The 18,723-nt window shown below is 64.0% G+C and carries 19 protein-coding genes; 8 read left to right on the forward strand and 11 right to left on the reverse strand.

The features are described 5' to 3' along the window. Positions 1–58: 58 nt before the first annotated feature. Complete coding sequence (locus NLN62_RS15210; RefSeq protein WP_254109289.1) at positions 59–1,600, reverse strand: benzoate-CoA ligase family protein; 1,542 nt, start codon at positions 1,598–1,600, stop codon at positions 59–61. A 90-nt stretch (positions 1,601–1,690) separates the two neighbouring features. On the opposite strand from NLN62_RS15210, the gene NLN62_RS15215 reads away from it, so the two are divergent. Then, entirely contained in the window at positions 1,691–2,632 is a 942-nt protein-coding gene (locus NLN62_RS15215) for a helix-turn-helix transcriptional regulator (RefSeq protein WP_256575919.1), read from the forward strand. A 188-nt stretch (positions 2,633–2,820) separates the two neighbouring features. Here the strand turns inward: NLN62_RS15215 and NLN62_RS15220 are convergent, their stop codons facing one another. The 3 genes from NLN62_RS15220 to NLN62_RS15230 all read right to left on the reverse strand — a co-directional run bounded on the left by NLN62_RS15220 (position 2,821) and on the right by NLN62_RS15230 (position 5,447). Further along, on the reverse strand, positions 2,821–3,951 hold the full coding sequence (locus tag NLN62_RS15220) for a glycoside hydrolase family 172 protein (RefSeq protein ID WP_254109290.1): 1,131 nt from the start codon (positions 3,949–3,951) through the stop codon (positions 2,821–2,823). Positions 3,952–4,186: 235 nt separating this feature from the next. Next, positions 4,187–4,516 carry a PRC-barrel domain-containing protein gene (locus NLN62_RS15225; RefSeq protein WP_027521534.1) on the reverse strand — a complete coding sequence of 110 codons (330 nt, stop codon included), beginning with the start codon at positions 4,514–4,516 and terminating at the stop codon, positions 4,187–4,189. A 145-nt stretch (positions 4,517–4,661) separates the two neighbouring features. After that, positions 4,662–5,447: an IclR family transcriptional regulator C-terminal domain-containing protein gene (locus NLN62_RS15230; protein WP_254113511.1), complete on the reverse strand. Its 786-nt coding sequence runs from the start codon at positions 5,445–5,447 to the stop codon at positions 4,662–4,664. A 111-nt stretch (positions 5,448–5,558) separates the two neighbouring features. Here NLN62_RS15230 and NLN62_RS15235 point away from each other — a divergent pair, with 111 nt between their 5' ends. From NLN62_RS15235 to NLN62_RS15245, 3 genes are all read left to right on the forward strand, one after another. Continuing rightward, positions 5,559–6,917, forward strand: a complete 1,359-nt coding sequence (locus NLN62_RS15235) for an aromatic ring-hydroxylating dioxygenase subunit alpha (protein ID WP_254109291.1) — start codon at positions 5,559–5,561, stop codon at positions 6,915–6,917. 211 nt (positions 6,918–7,128) lie between these two features. Next, positions 7,129–8,565, forward strand: coding sequence for a glutamine synthetase family protein (locus tag NLN62_RS15240; RefSeq protein WP_254109292.1), 1,437 nt, complete (start codon positions 7,129–7,131; stop codon positions 8,563–8,565). Positions 8,566–8,996: 431 nt separating this feature from the next. Continuing rightward, positions 8,997–9,296, forward strand: a complete 300-nt coding sequence (locus tag NLN62_RS15245; protein ID WP_254109293.1) for a hypothetical protein — start codon at positions 8,997–8,999, stop codon at positions 9,294–9,296. Between the two features lie 213 nt (positions 9,297–9,509). Here NLN62_RS15245 and NLN62_RS15250 read toward each other — a convergent pair whose 3' ends face one another. From NLN62_RS15250 to NLN62_RS15280, 7 genes are all read right to left on the reverse strand, one after another. Continuing rightward, complete coding sequence (locus NLN62_RS15250; protein WP_027521539.1) at positions 9,510–10,223, reverse strand: ABC transporter ATP-binding protein; 714 nt, start codon at positions 10,221–10,223, stop codon at positions 9,510–9,512. A 4-nt stretch (positions 10,224–10,227) separates the two neighbouring features. Further along, the gene (locus NLN62_RS15255; protein ID WP_027521540.1) at positions 10,228–10,995 is read right to left on the reverse strand and encodes an ABC transporter ATP-binding protein; all 768 of its coding nucleotides are present in this window, start codon (positions 10,993–10,995) and stop codon (positions 10,228–10,230) included. After that, positions 10,988–11,932, reverse strand: a complete 945-nt coding sequence (locus NLN62_RS15260; RefSeq protein WP_027521541.1) for a branched-chain amino acid ABC transporter permease — start codon at positions 11,930–11,932, stop codon at positions 10,988–10,990. Before NLN62_RS15260 ends, NLN62_RS15255 begins: the two co-directional genes overlap by 8 nt. Further along, on the reverse strand, positions 11,929–12,846 hold the full coding sequence (locus NLN62_RS15265; protein WP_027521542.1) for a branched-chain amino acid ABC transporter permease: 918 nt from the start codon (positions 12,844–12,846) through the stop codon (positions 11,929–11,931). The genes NLN62_RS15260 and NLN62_RS15265 overlap by 4 nt, the downstream gene beginning before the upstream one ends. 437 nt (positions 12,847–13,283) lie before the next feature. Further along, a complete protein-coding gene (locus tag NLN62_RS15270) occupies positions 13,284–13,499 on the reverse strand; it encodes a hypothetical protein (protein ID WP_254109294.1) in 216 nt (71 codons plus the stop codon). 10 nt (positions 13,500–13,509) lie between these two features. Beyond that, positions 13,510–14,169: an acyl-homoserine-lactone synthase gene (locus NLN62_RS15275; RefSeq protein WP_254109295.1), complete on the reverse strand. Its 660-nt coding sequence runs from the start codon at positions 14,167–14,169 to the stop codon at positions 13,510–13,512. Positions 14,170–14,249: 80 nt separating this feature from the next. Then, positions 14,250–14,978: a LuxR family transcriptional regulator gene (locus tag NLN62_RS15280; RefSeq protein ID WP_027521545.1), complete on the reverse strand. Its 729-nt coding sequence runs from the start codon at positions 14,976–14,978 to the stop codon at positions 14,250–14,252. Positions 14,979–15,153: 175 nt separating this feature from the next. Between NLN62_RS15280 and NLN62_RS15285 the strand changes: the two genes are divergently transcribed. The 4 genes from NLN62_RS15285 (at position 15,154) to NLN62_RS15300 (ending at position 18,703) form a co-directional block, all read left to right on the forward strand. Beyond that, positions 15,154–15,330 carry a hypothetical protein gene (locus NLN62_RS15285; RefSeq protein ID WP_198031701.1) on the forward strand — a complete coding sequence of 59 codons (177 nt, stop codon included), beginning with the start codon at positions 15,154–15,156 and terminating at the stop codon, positions 15,328–15,330. 243 nt (positions 15,331–15,573) lie between these two features. Further along, entirely contained in the window at positions 15,574–16,512 is a 939-nt protein-coding gene (locus NLN62_RS15290; protein ID WP_027521546.1) for a LysR family transcriptional regulator, read from the forward strand. 129 nt (positions 16,513–16,641) lie between these two features. After that, entirely contained in the window at positions 16,642–17,517 is an 876-nt protein-coding gene (locus tag NLN62_RS15295; protein ID WP_027521547.1) for a shikimate dehydrogenase, read from the forward strand. Between the two features lie 58 nt (positions 17,518–17,575). After that, positions 17,576–18,703 carry an ABC transporter substrate-binding protein gene (locus NLN62_RS15300; RefSeq protein ID WP_027521548.1) on the forward strand — a complete coding sequence of 376 codons (1,128 nt, stop codon included), beginning with the start codon at positions 17,576–17,578 and terminating at the stop codon, positions 18,701–18,703. The last annotated feature ends 20 nt before the right edge of the window (positions 18,704–18,723 follow it).

The following is an 18,723-nucleotide window of genomic DNA, read 5'->3' on the forward strand; positions in this document are numbered from 1 at the left end:
GTTTGCCGCTCGAGATTCCGGGTTCGATGCTTCGCATCGCCCCGGAATGACGAACTCGTCAATTAGCCCCGTCGCGCAGCTTGAAGCGCTGGATCTTGCCGGTGGCCGTCTTCGGCAATGACTCCACCACGTCGATCCAGCGCGGATATTTCCAGGGGCCGATCTTCTGCTTGACGTGCTCCTTCAGCATCTCCTGGAGATCGCTGGTCTTTGCGCCGGGGCGCAGCACGACGAATGCCTTCGGCTTCAACAGGCCCTCCGGATCGGCCTCGGGCACGACGGCGGCTTCCAGCACGGCCGGGTGTGTGATCAGCGCGCTCTCGACCTCGAACGGCGACACCCAGATGCCGGAGACCTTGAACATGTCGTCGGAGCGTCCGCAGAAGGTGTAGCGGCCCTCGGCGTCGCGGACATATTTATCGCCGGTGCGCGTCCACGGACCTTCGAAGGTGCGGCGGCTCTTGTGGCGCTGGTTCCAGTAGCCTTCACCGGCCGAGGGTGCATCGACCAGGAGCTCGCCGACCTCGCCGTCAGGCACGTCCTGGCCGGCCTCGTTCACCAGCCGCACCGCATAGCCCGGCACCGGCTTGCCGGATGATCCGTATTTGATATCGCCGGGCGCATTCGACAGGAAGATGTGCAACAGCTCGGTCGAACCGACGCCGTCGAGGATGTCGACGCCGAAGCGCGCCTTCCAGCTATTGCCGACGGATTCCGGCAGCGCCTCGCCGGCCGAGGTGCAAATGCGAAGCTTCTTGCCGCCGCGTTCCTGCTTGCCGGCCTCGTCGTTGAGCATGGCCGCGAACAGTGTCGGCACGCCATAGAAGATGGTCGGGTTGTACTTGTTCATCAGCTCGAACATGCGCGCCGGCGTCGGCCGCTCGGTGTTCAGCACAGTGGTGGCGCCGACCGACATCGGAAAGGTCAGCGCATTGCCGAGGCCATAGGCGAAGAACAGTTTTGCGGCTGACAGACACACGTCATCCTCGCGGATGCCGAGCACCTGCTTGGCATAGGTGTCCGCGGTCGCCTGCAAGTTCGAGTGCAGATGGCGCACGCCCTTGGGCATGCCGGTCGAACCGGACGAATAGAGCCAGAACGCCGGCTCGTCCGGATGCGTCGCGGCAGTGGCGAAATCATCGCTCTCGCCCGCGAGCTCTTCGGCAAGCTGCTTGTGACCGTTCTGCTTGTTGCCGGAGACGACGACATGCTCGAGATCCGGCATGCGGCCGACGATGTCCTTGATGACGGGATAGAGCGCCTCGGAGACGAACAGCACGCGCGCGCGGCAGTCGGCGAGGATGTAGGCGTATTGCTCCGCAGTCAGCAGCGTGTTGAGCGGCACCGGCACGATGCCGGCGCGAATCGCGCCCAGAAACACGATCGGGAAATCGATCGTGTCGAGCATGATCATCGCCACGCGCTCCTCGCGGCGAACGCCGAGACGGCGCAGCATGTTGGCTGCGCGGCGCGTCTGTTTCTGGAGCTCGCCATAGGTCAGGCGGGAGACGGTGTCGTCGAAGACGAGCTTGTTACCCCTGCCCTCCGCGACGTTACGGTCGAGCAGCCAGGTCACCGCGTTGTAGGATCCCTCGCTCACGGACTTCTCCCCCGAATTTTGAATTATAATTCATAGAAAGACACTCCGTCGGCTTGCTGTCAATGCCATCAGGCATTATGTTTCCGACAAATGCGCCGCCGGACATCCGCTAAAAGAAGGCAAATGACCGAAAGTCCCGACGCCGAATCCCAATTCCTCGAACAGCTTGGCCAGCGCGTGCGCACCATGCGCGCGCTGCGCGGCATGTCGCGAAAAGTGCTCGCCAAGGTGTCCGGCATTTCCGAACGCTACATCGCCCAGCTCGAGAGCGGCAAAGGCAATGTCTCGATCGTGCTGCTCAGGCGCGTGTCGAACGCGATGGGCGCGCATCTGGAAGACCTCCTGCCGACGATCGAGCCGGTGCCGGACTGGCAGATGTTCCGCGACCTCCTGCGCAAGGCGACGCCTGGCCAGATCGCGCAGGCCAAGGACCTGCTCGCCGGCGGCAGCGCGTCGGCGCCGCGGCGCGCGCCGTTCTGCGGTATCGCGCTGATCGGCCTGCGCGGCGCCGGCAAGTCCACGCTCGGAAAGATCCTGGCGAAAAAGATCGGCTGGAGCTTCGTCGAGCTCAACAAGGCGATCGAGGAGCAGAACGGGCTTTCGATCGCCGAGATCATCGCGCTCTACGGCCAGGAAGGCTTTCGCCGCATGGAGCAGGCGGCGCTGCAACAGCTCCTCGCGCGCCACGAGTTGATGGTGCTCGCGACCGGCGGCGGCATCGTCTCGGAGCCGCTGACCTTCGACCAGATCCTGTCCTCGTTCTACACGATCTGGCTGAAGGCCGAGCCGGAGGAGCACATGGCCCGGGTGCGCCGCCAGGGCGACCTGCGGCCGATGGCGGACGACCGCTCGGCGATGACGGAGCTGCGCAACATATTGGTGAGCCGCGAGCCGCTCTATTCGCGGGCGACTGCGGTGGTGGATACCGCGGGGCTGTCAGTCGATGCGGCCGCCGCACGGCTGATCGATGCGGTGCGGCCTGTGCTGCAGAACGAAGCACGGTCGTTTGGGCTGCGCAGCGTGGCGTTGTAGGCGCGCGGCGGCGCCGGCGACGTAATTCCCGCCATCTCCTCATCGTCGTCCTGGCGAAAGCCAGGACCCATTAGCCCAGGAAGTGGTTTGGCGAAGATTCGTCGTTCGGTACTCCTACCGTCCCCAATCGATAGATTCCGCGGTATGGGTCCTGGCTTTCGCCAGGACGACATCGAGGAAGCACAGGTTCAGTCCACCTCGAGATAATCCGCGGCCGGCATTTCCGGAAACGGCGCCGTCGGCAGCGTCTGGTACCAGAACGCGACTGATGCGACGTCGTCCTGCAGGGGCAGGTATTTCGGCTCCTTTACGCCGGAGCGCCAGCCGAGCGCCTGGATCGTCACGCGCAGATCGCTCTGGAAGCGCACGGGGTCAGGGATGTGCCAGCGGTATAGGCCAAAGCGCTGCTGCGACTTGTAGACACCGTCGGGGCGGATCACCTGAGGCAGGCCGGCATAGGGCGTGGTGAATTCGAGATAGCGCGAGGCCGGCCCGCCGCTCGCGCCGGGATTGGCGAGCTGCCACGGCACGCGCGGATCGAAATTGTAGGCGCCGCCAAAATAATCCTCGGTGCCGGTGCCGCAGATGGTCGGAAACTCGCCGTCGCCGTCGATGAAGAATTTTATCTCGCCCTCGCCCCACCAGCCATTGTTGTTCGAGCCCCAGGCCATGTAGGTGCCGATGTAGTGGCCGTGGCCGGTGATGCCATCGAGCAGCGTGTGGACCTCCTTGTACGGTACCGGATTGCTGCGGCGGAACTGGGCATGAAAATAGGCGCAATCTTCCGGCACGTCCGTCAACGTGTAGTTGATCTGGTAGTAGATGGTCTGCGCTTCCTCGTTGCGATTCTCCAGCGTGACCCGCGCGCGCTTGCGGAACGGCATTTCCCAATAGCAATTGAAGCCGCGGCCCGGATTGACGCAGACGGCGAGCGAGGACACCTGCGCAAATTCCTCCCAGCCACAGGCAAAGAAATCGCCGATCGGACATTCGACGCTGGGCAGCGCTTGGTCATCCCAATAGATGCGCAGGATGGAACGGCGCAGACGGCCGCGCGAAATCGTCATCCAGATCTGCTGGATCGCGCCCGCGCCTTCGATGTCGGCGAGCGTAAAGGTCGCGCCGGGCTCGATGACGACGTAAGGTGAGATCTTCCAGCCTCGTCCGAGGTCACGCGCCTGAGGTGCCGCCGGGCCATCGACGGCCATGCCGCCCTTGCCTTTCTCGCCGGTGAAATTTTCCGGACTGATCGAGCGCGACTGCGCGTTCGACAGGCGCGAGAGGTTGCCGAGATGGAGGCCTAGTCCGGAGAATGTCATTGTGTCTCTCGCCTTGCTGTGCGTCGAGACACGAAACTAGCCTAGCCGGATCGGCAACAGCAAACTGCGAGCGAGCATGGTCGGCGCATTCGCGCCGCAGATTGTAGAGTGGGTTAGCGAAGCGTAACCCACCTCTTTGCTGTCCGCGCTGTGAGAAAAGCGGTGGGTTACGCGGAGCCTGTCATCGGGCCGCGCTTCGCGCGGACCCGTTGGCCAACCCACCCTACACATGTCGCTACACCGACCAGTAGTTCGGATGCTGGTAGGCTCGCGAGCGGTCGCCCCAGTCGAACTCCTCGCCGTCGAACTCGCACGGGCCGGCGCTGAGCTCGTCCAGCGTCACCTCCACCTGGAAGGCCTGGCGGTGCGGGTCGTATTTCAACGCGCTCCACTGGAGGGGATAGTGATGGTGGGTGCCGAGCAGCCCGCCGGTCTTGATCACGGCATAGGCGACCGTACCGCTCAGCTTGTCGAGCATCAGCCGCTCGATCGTGCCGAGCTTCGTGCCGTCGCGCCCGAAGACGGCGACATGCTCAACGCGATCACTGGGAACCATGGTGTGCATGGCGTGCTCCCTGGGTTCTTGCGTTGCGCGCACTATAGCACAGGCGACGGAAATGTAGGGCGGGTTAGCGTCAGCGTAACCCACCTCTTTTCGTCCCACGGAGAGAGAAGCGGTGGGTTACGCTTCGCTAACCCACCCTACGCTGCTACAGCAACTGCAAGCGCACCGACTCCGCGCCCTCGCGCAGCAGCGGCAGGAAGCGGTCGATCAGCTCCTGCGTCGGCACGCGATCGACATGGGCGCCCATGTTGATGGCGGCAACGATGGTGTCGTCGTAGCGGCGGACAGGCACGGAGATCGAGCGGAAATGCGGCTCGGCTTCGCGATCGACCAGCGAAAAACCCTGCGCCCGATCGGCGGCGATCTGCGCAAGGAGCAGCTTCGGATCGGTCACGGTCTGCGCCGTCAGCGCCTCGCGCTTCATCTTCTTCAGGCGGGCGGCGAGCGCCGCGTCGTCGAACTGTCCGAGCATAGCGCGGCCGACCGAGGTGCAAAACGCCGGCAGCCGGTAGCCGATCTCGAGCCCGCCGGAGAACACCCGCATGGGACTGCCGCGCGCGATGAACACGACGTCATCGCCGTCGAGCACGGCGAGGGAGGAGATCTCCTGCGCCGCGGTTGCGACGCGGTCGAGCAACGGCTGCAGCACGGCGACGAGCTGGTTGGAGCGCAAATACGACGCCGCCAGCGTCAGCACGTGCGGCGTCAGCGAGAACAACTTGCCGTCGCTCGCGACGAATCCGCCGCGCTGCAGTGTGAACAGGCTGCGCCGTGCGGTGGCGCGCGGCAGCTCGGCGGCGCGAGCAAGATCGCTCAGTGTCATCGGGCCGGCGGTCGTGCCGAAGGTCTGGAGCAGTCGCAGGCCGCGATCGAGGCTCTCGACGAAATCCGTCGCTCGCTCCTCCGTCTCGTTCCGCTTCAGCTTGGGCATCCGCTCCGCGCCTGCAAAATATTGCTTGCTGCCAAACCAACGCATGTCATAATTCGCCCATTCGTTCAATAGGCGAACAACGCCACTCCGAGCAAAAGGGACGCGACCGCCATGATGAGCCAGGAGCAGAACGACCTGATCACGCGCACCGGGCCGAAGGATCCCTGCGGCAGACTGATGCGGAGCTACTGGCAGCCGGCGGCGCTGGTGGACGAGCTGGAGGGCGCGCGACCGGTACGGCCCGTCAAATTGCTCGGCGAGAACCTGGTGCTGTTCCGCGACGAGAGCGGCCGCTACGGCCTGATCGACCGCCACTGCGCGCATCGCGGTGCCGACCTCGCCTTCGGACGGCTCGAGAATGGCGGTCTGCGCTGCGCCTTCCATGGCTGGTTGTTCGACGCGACGGGGCAGTGCATCGAGACGCCGGCCGAACCGAGGGATTCAAAGCTCTGCCAGAACATCCGCCAGCGCTCCTATCCCGTGGTGGAGAAGAGCGGCATCCTCTGGGCCTTTCTCGGCGAGGGTGAACCGCCGGCCTTTCCGGAGCTCGACTGTTTTGTCGCGCCGGGCACGCACACTTTTGCGTTCAAGGGCCACATGGCCTGCAACTGGCTCCAGGCGCTGGAAGTCGGCATCGATCCCGCGCACGCCTCCTATCTGCACCGCTTCTTCGAGGACGAGGACACCTCGACCGCCTACGGCAAGCAGTTCCGCGGCGCATCCGCCGGCTCCGAACTGCCGATGACCAAAATCCTGCGCGAATACGACCGTCCCATCATCAATGTCGAGCACACCGAATACGGTCTGCGGCTGATCGCGCTGCGCGAGATCGACGAGGAGCGCACACATGTGCGCGTCACCAACCAGCTCTTCCCGCACGGCTTCGTCATTCCCATGAGCACGGAGATGACGATCACGCAGTGGCACGTGCCGGTCGATGACGAGAACTGCTACTGGTACGCGATCTTCACCAGCTACACCAACCCGGTCGACAAGCAAAAGATGCGCGACCAGCGGCTCGAGCTCTACGAGCTGCCGGATTACATCTCCCGCAAGAACAAGGCCAACGACTACGGCTTTGATCCGCACGAGCAGCAGACCGTGACCTATACCGGCATGGGCACCGACATCAACGTCCACGACCAGTGGGCGGTGGAATCCATGGGCGCGATCCAGGACCGCACCAAGGAGCATCTCGGGCAGAGCGACAAGGCGATCGTGCAATTTCGCCGCCTGCTCCGGCAGGAGATCGAGAAGGTCTTGGGCGGCGAGAAGCCGATGCTGCATCTCGACGACAGCAACGCACGCAGCATCCAGGGGCCGGCGACCATGGACGGAATCGGCCCGACCCAGGGCTGGGAGACCTACTGGATGGAAGTCGACGTCAAGCGGAGGCGCGGCGCGCCCTGGATGGCACCGGTGCCGAAGGACATTGCCGATAACGTGCACCGGCTGACGGCGGCGGAGTGATAATGCCGTTCGCTGCCAGCAGGTCGCGACGGCGGCTCCCCATTCTCCGCTGTGATGCCCCGCGAAGGCGGGGCATCCAGTACGCCGCGGCCTCTCGTGGACGCGTACCGTCTCTGGAATACTGGATCGTCGCCCCAGTGCGCAAATTGCGCACAAGGCGGACGATGACAGCGTGGGTTATATTCTCACCGAGCGAGAAGGAACTACCCAAGTGAGTTTCGTCGCGCGTCATGGGCTTTGGTCGGCCGAGCAGAAGGACGCGGCGCTGCGCGTGCGGCGGCTCGTCGAGGAGAAGAACCTCGAGGTCGTCCGCCTCGCCTTCCCCGACCAGCACGGTATTTTGCGCGGCAAGACCATCATCGCATCGGAGGCCATCGCGTCGCTGGAGAGCGGCTGCTCCATCACCACGACCATGCTCGCCAAGGACACATCGCACCGCACGGTGTTTCCCGTGTTCACATCAGGCGGCGGCTTCGGCATGAAGGAGATGGAGGGCGCGGCCGACGTGCTTATGGTCGCCGATCCCACGACATTCCGCGTCCTGCCCTGGGCGCCGACCACGGGCTGGCTGCTGTGCGACCTCTACTTCAATGACGGACGGCCGGTGCCGTTCGCGACGCGCAACCTTTACCGGCGCGTGCTCGACGAGCTCGGCGCGCGCGGCCATGATTTCGTCGCCGGCCTCGAAGTCGAATTCCACATCTTCAGGCTCGACGACGCGCATATGCGCGCCGAAGACGCCGGCCAGCCCGGCACGCCGCCGTCGGTGAGCCTGCTCAGCCACGGCTATCAGTACCTCACCGAGCAGCGCTTCGATCAGATGGAGCCGGTGCTGGAAATCCTGCGCCGCGACATCGTGGCGCTCGGGCTTCCCCTGCGCTCCGTCGAGGTCGAGTTCGGACCGAGCCAGTGTGAATTTACTTTCCAGCCGCGGAAGGGCATCGAGCCCGCCGACAACATGGTGCTGTTCCGCTCCGCCGTGAAGCAGATCGCGCGCCGTCACGGCTATCACGCCACCTTCATGTGCCGGCCAAAACTGCCGAACGTATTCGCGAGCGGCTGGCATCTGCACCAGTCGATCGTCTCGCGCGCGACGGCTGAGAATCTGTTCATGGCGCAGGAAGCCGGTCAGCCGCTGAGCGAATTCGGCCGCGCCTGGCTGGCAGGCCTGCTCGATCACGCCCGCGCCTCGGCTGTATTCACGACACCGACTATCAACGGCTACAAGCGCTACCGCTCTTATTCGCTGGCGCCGGACCGCGCGATCTGGGGCCGCGACAATCGCGGCGTGATGATCCGCGTGCTCGGCGGTACAAACGATCCGGCGACGCGCCTGGAGAACCGCATCGGCGAGCCCGCCGCCAATCCCTATCTCTACATGGCTTCGCAAATCCTCTCGGGGCTGGACGGTGTCGATCGCAAGCTCGATCCCGGCCCGTCGGCCGACGCGCCCTACGAGACCAAGGCGCCGCTACTGCCAAAATCCCTGCGCGATGCCGTCGGCGCGCTGAAGGACGACCCGTTCTTCCGCGAGAAGCTGGGCGCCGAGTTCGTCGACTACTACACCCACATCAAGAATGCCGAGATCGACCGCTTCCTGGCCGAGGTGACCGACTGGGAGCATCGCGAATATTTCGAGATGTTCTAGTTTTAGGACGTCATTCCGGGGCGATGCGTCAGCATCGAGCCATGGTGCGCACTTGCGCACCTGAGAATCTCGAGATTCCCCGAAGCGCAATTGCGCTCGGAGGTTCGGTCCTCCCGGACCGCCCCGGAATGACGGCCCGCACATCTCACACCGCCGTGAGGCGACTTCGTCCCGCCTGTTCCGACGACATCACGTCGCCGCCGGACGAAGCCATTTTCCGCATCCCTCGAAAACAGCCGGAAAGATTGCGGCGCTAGGTTGCCAGCATATGATCAGACAATGGAGTTCGGTCATGTGGGGTCAATTGTTCAGCCTGATTTACCGCCTGTCTTGCCGCACCACCCTGATCGAGATCGGCGTGCACCGCCTGTCGCGCTGAGCGCGACTGCTACCTTTAGGTAAGGCGGATTGACCAAATAGCGGGGTATCCCATGCGCAAGCTGGTCATGATTGCCGCAATCTCGCTGCTGGCAACGCAGGCCTATGCCGGCGGCTCGCGGAGCCTGAGCGTCGCCGCCACCAATGCGAACGAGCAGACGGCCGCCACGACGCCGCAGGCGACGGTGACGACAACGACGACTACGCCGATGGCAACACCGCCCGCGCAAACCACCGCTCCCGCCGCGACCACCGAGCCAAAGACGACGGCTTCAAGCAAGCCCAGGCATCGCGAACCGTCAGTCGAAGCCCGCGTCATCCGCGAACTGCATCGCCACGGGATCTATTGGTGATTTGGATCGACTACCTCCCGAATGTCGTCCTGGCGAAAGCCAGGACCCATTACCCCAGGGAGGAGTTTGATGAAGATCGGTGGTCCGGTACTCCCACCACTCACAATCGATAGATTCCGCGGTATGGGTCCTGGCCTGCGCCAGGACGACACCGAAAGGCTGGCACGAGGATATCACCCCTCACCCCCGACGCGCGGTAGAGCTGCCGAAAACCTAAATCCCCAGATACCGGTGCTGCAATTCCGGCTCGGCCGTCAGCTCGTCCGAGGTGCCGCTCCACACCGTCTTGCCGCGCTCGATGATGTAGTGGCGGTCGCAGATGCGGGCGAGGTGGTCGATATTCTTGTCGACGACCAGGATGGACTGACCGCGCTTCTTGAGCAGCGACAGGCAATTCCAGATCTCCTCGCGGATCAGCGGGGCGAGGCCTTCGGTCGCTTCGTCCAGGATCAGGAGCTTTGGATTGGTCATCAGCGCACGGCCGATCGCGAGCATCTGCTGCTCACCGCCGGAGAGCTGGTTGCCCATGTTGGATGCGCGCTCGGCCAGCCGCGGGAACAAGACGTAGATCGCAGCCAGCGTCCAGGGATTGTCGCTGCCGAAGCGGTCGGCGGCAGCCGCGACGAGATTTTCGCGCACGGTGAGATTGGGAAAGATCTGGCGTCCCTCGGGGACCAGGCCGACGCCGAGCTTCGCGATCCTGTAGGACGGAAGCTGCCGCACCTCTGAGCCTGCAAAGCGGATCGCGCCGGCGCGTGCCGGCGTCAGGCCCATGATGGAGCGGATCGTGGTGGTCTTGCCCATGCCGTTGCGGCCCATCAACGAGACCATCTCGCCCGCCTTGATGGACAGCGACAGGCCGAACAGCACCTGGGAGAGACCGTAGCAGGTCTCGATGCCGTCGACGTCGAGCAGCGTGTCGGCCATCCGGTCAACCATGGCGCGTCACCACATGCTGGTCGCCGAGATAGGCGCGCTTGACCTCGTCATTGCCGCGGATCGCAGCCGGATCGCCGGAGGCGATGACGCGGCCATAGACCAGCACCGAGATGCGATCGGCGAGCGCGAACACCGCCGGCATGTCATGCTCGACCAGTACGATCGAGACTTCTTTCCGCAGATCCTGAAGCAGCTTCACCATGCGCTGGGATTCGGTCACGCCAAGGCCGGCCATCGGCTCGTCCAGCAGCAGGATTTTCGGCTTGCTCGCCAGCGCGACCGCAAGCTCAAGCTCGCGCCGCTCGCCATGGCTGAGCCTGCTCACCACGACATCGGCGCGATGCGACAGGCCGACGCGATCGAGCGCGGCGTGCGCGGCATCGCGCAAGGATCGCTCCTTCCGCGCATTGGCAAAGAATCGGAACGACGTGCCGGCATGCGCCTGCGCCGCGAGTGCGACATTGTCCGCGGCGGTGAAGTCGAGCAGCAGCGAGGTAATCTGGAACGAGCGCGCGAGCCCCAGCGCACAACGGCGATAGGCCGGCAGGTACGTGATGTCGCGCCCGCCGAGCGAGACGCTGCCCGCATGCGGCGAGAGGTGGCCGGTGAGCTGGCTGATCAACGTGGTCTTGCCGGCGCCGTTCGGGCCGATGATGGCATGCAGCTCGCCGGCCGAAACATCGAGCGAGACATGGTCGGTCGCGGTGATGCCGCCGAAGCGGCGCACCAGCTTTTCGACGCGGAGCAACGGTTCAGCCACGACCAGCCCTCCCGAGCAGGCCCATGATGCCGCCGCGCCCGAACAACACGATCAGCAGCAAGAGCGGGCCCATGATCAGCGCCCAATATTCGGTGATCTGCGACAGGAATTCTTCCAGCAGCAGATACACCACCGCACCCATGACCGGGCCGAACAGCGTACCCATGCCCCCTAGGATCACCATCACCATGAGATCGCCGGATCGGGTCCAGTACATCACGGCCGGGCTGACGAAGTCGGTGTTGTTGGCGAGCAGCGCGCCGGCGAGGCCGCACATGGTGCCTGATATGACGAAGCAAACGAGCTGGTAGCGCTTTGCCGGAAAGCCGATCGCCTGCATGCGCTGCTCATTCGAGCGCAGCCCCTGCACGACGAGACCGAAGCGCGAATTGACGATGCGCCAGATCAGGAAGATGACCCCGAGCAGGCAGGCGAGGCAAAGATAGTAGAACTGCACGCGACCGGAGAGATTGATCAGCCCGGAAAAATCGCTGCGCTTGTAGACGGTGAGACCGTCGTCGCCGCCGTAGCGCGCGAGGCCCGAGGCGACGTAATAGGCCATCTGCGCGAAGGCGAGCGTGATCATGATGAAATAGACGCCGCGCGTGCGCAAGGACAGCGCGCCGATCACGAGCGCATACAGCGCGGACGCCGCAAGCGCGACCGGGAACTGGATGAAGCCCGAGCCGACGCCTTCCTGCGCCAGAATGCCGACCGCGTAGCCGCCGATGCCGAGATAGGCGGCGTGGCCAAAGCTCATCATGCCGCCATAGCCCATGATGAGGTTGAGGCTCGCGGCCGCGAGCGCCAGGATTACGATGCGGGTGAACAACGTCAAGATGAAGATGTTGCCGGACAGCTGCGAATAGAGCGGCAGCAGCACGAGGCCTGCCAGCACCAGGGCCGTGACGGCCTTGCTCACGGTCAAAGCCTTCATCGACGATTGGCTGGAAACAGCCCCTCCGGCCGCACCACCAGCACGATCGCCATCAAGAGATAGATCAGCATCGAGGACAGCGCGGGCGCGGCGGTGGACGCTGCGGTTGAACTCAGGATCTGGCGCAGCAGGTTCGGCAGGAAGGCGCGGCCGAGCGTGTCGATCATGCCGACGAAGATCGCTGCGAGGAACGCGCCGCGGATCGAGCCGATGCCGCCGATCACGATGATGACGAAGGCAAGGATCAGGATGTTCTCGCCCATGCCGATCTGCACGGTGAGAATCGGCGCCTGCATCAAGCCGGCGAGGCCCGCGAGCGCCGCGCCAAGGCCGAACACCAGCGTGTAGAGCAGCTTGATGTTGATGCCGAGCGCGCCGATCATTTCGCGGTTGGAGGCGCCGGCGCGGATCAGCATGCCGATGCGGGTGCGCATCACACCGAGATAGAGCAGCAGCGCGACCAGAAGCGCGACCACGATGATGGCTAGCCGATAGGCCGGATAATAGATGCCGGGCAGGATCGGCACCGGAACGGTGAGCCAGGGCGGCAGCGGCAGCGCCAGGCCCGCCGGCCCCCAGATCAACCGCACCGCTTCATTGAAGAACAGGATCAGGCCGAAGGTCGCGAGCACGTGGTCGAGATGGTCGCGTCCATAGAGATGCCTGAGTGCCACGACTTCGAGCACGATGCCGAGCACGAGCGTCGCGCCCAGCGCGAGCAGCGCGCCCAGCAGGAAATTGCCGGTCCATGCGACGAAGGTCGCGGCGAAATAGGCGCCCATCATGTAGAGCGAGCCGTGCGCGAGGTTGACGAGATCCATGATCCCGAACACCAGCGTCAGGCCGGCGGCCAGCAGGAAAAGAAGCAGCCCGAACTGCAATCCGTTGAGGAATTGTTCGATGACGAGCAGCATCGATGCTCTTCAGCCACGCATCACGTTGCGCCGATGTTCGAACACGGCCGCCATCAGTGAAAGAGCTCCCCCTGCCTCTTCAAGGCCAAAATCGGTAACGGCAGTATCGTTCCGACGCAAGAGCGATTCTGCGCCCGACATGCACTTTGTTGCATCTCATCGAACAGGCGATGAGCGCGCCAGGCAAGAAGATTGCTGTGGAGGATGGGTCAACCTGCCGCACCTGTCCTCAACGGACCGGCTCGACCGATGTTGAACGGTCAGGTTGTCGTCTGCGTTCGCACACAACCCATTGTGCATGCTCGGGGCGATCCTGCGGGAGGGCACCGTTGCACTGCGACCGGTGCTATCACCTCGCCCTGTTTCCGGGAGAGAGGGAAAAAGAGAACTCCCCCTCCCCGCAAGGACGGAGAGAGCGAGCAGGATCATCGCCGCAACTAGTGCGACCTCATGTGGTGAGGAAAATCGTCGGCAGCGGGGGAATCCACGGTGGAGGCTTCCAGCGCCGCCATCCGGAACAGATAGGCGAGCGTGGCGTGGCCGCAATCGTCCGCCATCTGCGCCAGCTCGAGCGCCATGTCGGACAGGTAGCCGAGATTCTCTTCCTTCATCTTCTTCTTGAGCTTCGCAAGGGTTTGGCTGTCTCGCATCATGTTCGACATCTCAGGCGGTCTTTCGTTGCGCGGCGGTGAGGCCGCAGGTGTTGGCACGGGCGATGGCATTGAGGCGCGGACCGTCCTTGCGCACGACCGTCGCCATGCCGATCCGCTCGCGCACGATATCGAGCGACTCCCGGCAAACGTCGATCGTGGCAGCCATGGTCCAGGAGCCGTCGACCAGCGCGGGCAATCCCAGAGGCGTGACGACGAATCCGATGTCGTGGAAGCGCGGCAACCACCAGGTCTCCATGACGAGGCAGAGACGCTCGATGCCCTGGTCGAGACAGAACTCCTGTGCCGATGCCATCAATTGCAGATTGACGGTTCCGTCGCGGCGATCACGTGCGACGAAGAAGCGCGACCACTCCCAGACCAGCGCGTCCGCCGGACAGCCGCGCACCGCAGCGAGATGCGGAAAGATCTCGCTCATCATCGTCGGCTTGGTGGTCGGATAGAGCCGGTAGCCGCCGATCACCCGGCGGCTCTCCAGCGCGAGCATGTAGATCGCATCCTCGTCGTCGTAGGCGTCGATCTCGCGGCCGTCGGGCTTGCGCAGCGCTTCCCACTTGCGCTCGTCGACGAATATCTCGTGCCGCAAGCGGAAGTGTTGCTCGACGACATCTTCGTACAGATAGCGATTCGCCGATGAAACTGCGTGGATCATGAAATCCCCCGTTCCTCGAAACGGGGGAAGCCTCGTTGAAAAGAGGCGGATTCGATATTGGGAAATTTCCCAGTGAGAGCTTATGGATTGATGATTTTGTGCCTGATCGCGATCGCGACTGCATGCGTACGGTTGACGGCACCGAGCTTGCGCGCAGCGGTTGCAAGATGCTCTTCCGCGGTCCGCTGCGTGATGTGGAGTATCTCGCCGATCTCCCAGGCCGACTTGCCTTGCGAGGCCCAGGCGATCACCTCGCGCTCGCGCGGCGTCAGCAGCGCCGGCGGCGTCGGACGCGGATCGAGCAGGCGGCGAATGCGGTCGAAGCCATACATCGCCATCAGGTGCAGCGCCGGCTTGCTTCGCGCGTTGAGATCGAGATGCACGCCGCCGAGCGAAACGCCGGCCTCATAGCCGGTCAGTCCGTGGATCGGCACGACGAAACCGCGCGACATGCGGAAATCGGTGGCGCGATTCATCACCTCCACCGCACCGGGCTCCCGCTCGGCATCGTAAGGCGCCTCCGACCATTCGAAGGGATTCACCGACTGCCGGCACATCCGGATCACCGGATCGAAGCGGACGTAGTTCCTCTCGGTGTACATCCTGAACCATTCCGCCGGCCAGCGCTTGGCGAGCACCATCTGCTCGAAGTGCTGCTCCGGATTCGGCAGTCCCGTGACGATGATGTGCTCGAAGCCGAAGCGGCCAAATGCCGCCTCAAGCGCGTCCATCGCATCCGGAACCCTACTGTAGGCTTCCAGTCCTTCGATGAAGTCGAGAGCTTCGCGGCCATAGTCCACGGCGGACATCGGTTCGTTCCTGCCCCCTGCCTGCCTGCGCAGATCGCGTTGTAACCTGACTCGGGCGTCGCCTCAATGCGTCGCCTCCGTAGTTTCACGGTGCAACACGCTCTGAAGGTTTAATCTACTTGTGGAGGAAGGGGGGTCAAGATACACCTCCATCGTCTGGAGCGGGAAAGCCACGATGGAAGATGAGAACATCGCCCTCAACAGCGTGCTCGGCCTGGAACTCAACCGCGTGTTCTTCGCTGTGCGCGAGACCACGAACAAGCAGAAGATCATCGAGTTCGCGCGCGAGGTGCTGGAAAGCGAACGCACCGAGCTGCCCGATAGCGTTTCGCCCGACGGGCCGGCACGCTAGAACGCAATTGCAGCAATAGCGTGTGATGAAACGCTGGCGCAACCTGCGCCGCTTTTCAATTCGAACGCACTGAATTTAGTCGAAACAATCTCACCGCGAATTTTGGTTTTCCCCTTCTCCCTTGTGGGAGAGGGCAAGCATTCCGAGCTTACGCACGTTGACAGGCATTTGCGGCTGGATGACATGACGCCTGTCGTGAAATGATGGTCACTCACGATCGTTCGTCGGGGATTATCCTAGAGCATGATGACGCTGCGCCAGGTTGAAGTGATCCGTGCCGTGATGGTGACGGGAACCATTGGCGGCGCCGCGAAGCTGTTGAACGTCTCGGCGCCCGGCATCAGCCGTCTCGTCAAATACACCGAGCGCTCGCTCGGTATCCGCTTCTTCCAGCGCCAGAACGGACGCTACTTTCCGACGCCCGAGGCCGAGAACATTTTCGAGCAGATCAACGGCGTCTACAAGAAGGTCGACGACCTCTCCGAGATCATCTCCAAGATCGGCCGCGGCGGACTGTCGGAGCTGCGCATCGGCTCGGTGCCGAGCATCTCGCAGGTGATGGTGCCGCGCGCGATCGAGCGCGTCCGGCGGCGCTATCCGGATATCGGCATCGACATCAACATCCTGAAGCTCGAGGAAGCCATTGACTATCTCATGCTCGGCCGCGGCGAGTGCGTCGCGATGAGCTACCGCCTCGAACATTCCGGCCTCGACTTCATGCCGCTCGCTTCCGGCGAGCTCTATTGCATCGTGCCGCCCGGCCATGAACTCGCCGGCCGCAAGCAGGTCTCGGCGGCCGAAATCACACGCTATCCGCTGATCGGCATCGATCCGAACGATCCTTACGGGCGGATCATGGCCGAGATCTTTGCCCGTCACCGGCTCGACTACAACATCACCATCCGCGCCCGCTTCGGCACCACGGTGTGCGCGCTGGTGAAGGCGGGCCTCGGGATCGCGATCATCGACCAGTTCACGGTCGCCCATGGCGGCTATCCCGGCATCGAGCTGTTGAAGATCACCGAGCCGACGCGGTTCGACACCTACATCGCGGTGAAGCGCGGCGCCCCGCTCTCGCTCCACGTCGAATATTTCATCGAGCAGCTCCGCGCCGAGATGCGCGCGGTCGAGCCGTCGCGCAGCGGCCAGAAGGGCGCCGCGACGCGTGGACGCAGAAAATAACATTATGTTAGGTTTGCAGGATAGATGGGTAATTGTGTTAGGCCGGAGACAGGCTATCGTCGGGCTTGAGCTTTGCCGATTTCCGCGCAACACCGCGTGGCGAAACACACACCAAGACCAATCCGGATCATGTCAACGCGCCGACCTGCTGTATCTCAGAAACTCCTCACCGGCCTGATCGGCGCGCCGATTAAGCATTCCGCCTCCCCCGCCATGCACGAGCGCGCCGCCGAGGCGCTGGGGCTGCGCGGCCACTACCAGCTCATCGAGGTCGCCGGCGCGGATGCGACCGGGCTCAGCATGATGCTCGAGGGCGTGCGGCGCCTTGGCTTTGCCGGCGTCAACGTCACCTATCCCTACAAGGAAGCCGTGGTGCCGCTGCTCGACGAGCTTGCGCCGGGCGCAGCCGCCATGGGCGCGGTCAACACCGTCGTCGTCCGGGATGGCCGGCTGATCGGCCACAACACCGATACCACGGGATTTGCCCGTGCGGTGGCGCCGCTGCTGGCGCCCGCGGGCAATGCGGTCGCCGTGATCGGCGCCGGCGGCGTCGGCAAGGCGATCGCCTTTGCGCTGGCGAGCCAGAAGGTCGCCGACATCCGCATCGTCGACAGCGAACCGGCGCGAGCCGAGAAGCTCGCCGCGCTCCTGACCGAGAACGGCGCAAAGGTCGCCTCGAGCGTCGAGGATGCGCTCGAGGGCGCAACCGGCCTGATCAACGGCACGCCGGTCGGCATGCTTCCGAACCGCGACACGCCGGTGCCGACGGCGCTGCTGCGTGCAGACCTTTGGGTCGCCGATGCCGTCTATTCGCCGCTGATCACCCCGCTGCTCGCGGCCGCGCAGGCCAAGGGCGCGCGGATCATGACCGGGCGCGAGCTCGCGATCTACCAGGCCGCGGACGCGTTCGAACTGTTCACCGGCCTTGCCCCGTCGACCGAGGTCATGGGCGAGGCTTTTGACGCCGTGATGGCGGCGCGCAGCGCCACCTATCAGGCAGCTTGACGGAAAGCGGCCGGAAACAAGGCCGCTTGCATAACTGAAGAGAAACGGGAGGAGTGAGATGAAATCGACACTACTGGGTGCCCTGCTTGCGGTTGCCATGGCAACGAGCGCCTTTGCGCAGCCGATCAAGCTGGCCGACGTCGCCGAGCTGTCCGGCGGCGGCGCCACCGTCGGCACCAACTGGAAGAACGGCATCGATCTCGCGATCGAGGAGATCAACGCCAAGGGCGGCGTGCTCGGGCGCAAGCTCGAGGTCACCCATGCCGACTCGCAGTCCAACCCGGGCGTGGCACGCGCGCAGGTCCAGAAGGCGCTCGACGCCGAGCCCTATGTGCTGCTCGGACCCGGCTATTCCGGATCGGTAAAGGTCACCGCGCCACTCGCCGCCGAAGCCGGCATCGCGCAGATCATGGGTGGCGAGGCCGCCGAGCTCACGCAAGCGGGCAACAAGTTCTTGTTCCGCACCTCCTTCGGCCAGCAATCCTCGATGCCGAAGGTCGCCAAGTACATCCACGACGACATGAAGGCGAAGTCGGTCGCGGTGGTCTGGGTCAACAACGACTTCGGCCGCGGCGGACGCGACGTCGTCGTGAAGGAGCTCGAGCGCCTCGGCTCCAAGGTGGTCGCCGATCTCTCCACCGAAGCGGGCCAGGCCGATTTTGCCGCCGACGTCGGCAAGATCAAGGCTGCCAATCCGGACGCGGTGTTCGTCTATCTCAACGAAGAAGAAAGCGCGCGTATCCTCAAAGAGCTGAAGCGCCAAGGCGTCACCGCGCCGCTGATGGGCGAAACCACGCTGATCGGCCAGAAGGTGATCGAGCTGGCCGGCGATGCCGCCAACGGCGCGCGCGGCCATGTCGGCCTCACCACGGATGCGCCAGTCGACTTGATCAAGGGCTTCCGCGATCGGTTCTCCAAGAAGTACAACTACGTGCCCGACCATAACGGCCTGAAGGGCTACCTCGCCGTCTACATGGTGAAGGCCACCACCGAGAAGATGGGCAAGGTCGACTCCAAGGCGTTCGCCGACACGCTGCACGGCCTGACCATCAAGGCCGCAGACGAGCCGGGCATTCTGATGGACGTCACCTTCAGCGATACCGGCGACATCGATCGCCAGAGCTTCCTGGTCGAGGTCGTGGAAGGCAAGCAGGTGGTGAAGCAGGTGCTGCCGAAGCTGAAGTGAGCGCGTGCGATACTCCCTCT

Source organism: Bradyrhizobium sp. CCGUVB23, assembly GCF_024199885.1.
Taxonomy (GTDB): domain Bacteria; phylum Pseudomonadota; class Alphaproteobacteria; order Rhizobiales; family Xanthobacteraceae; genus Bradyrhizobium.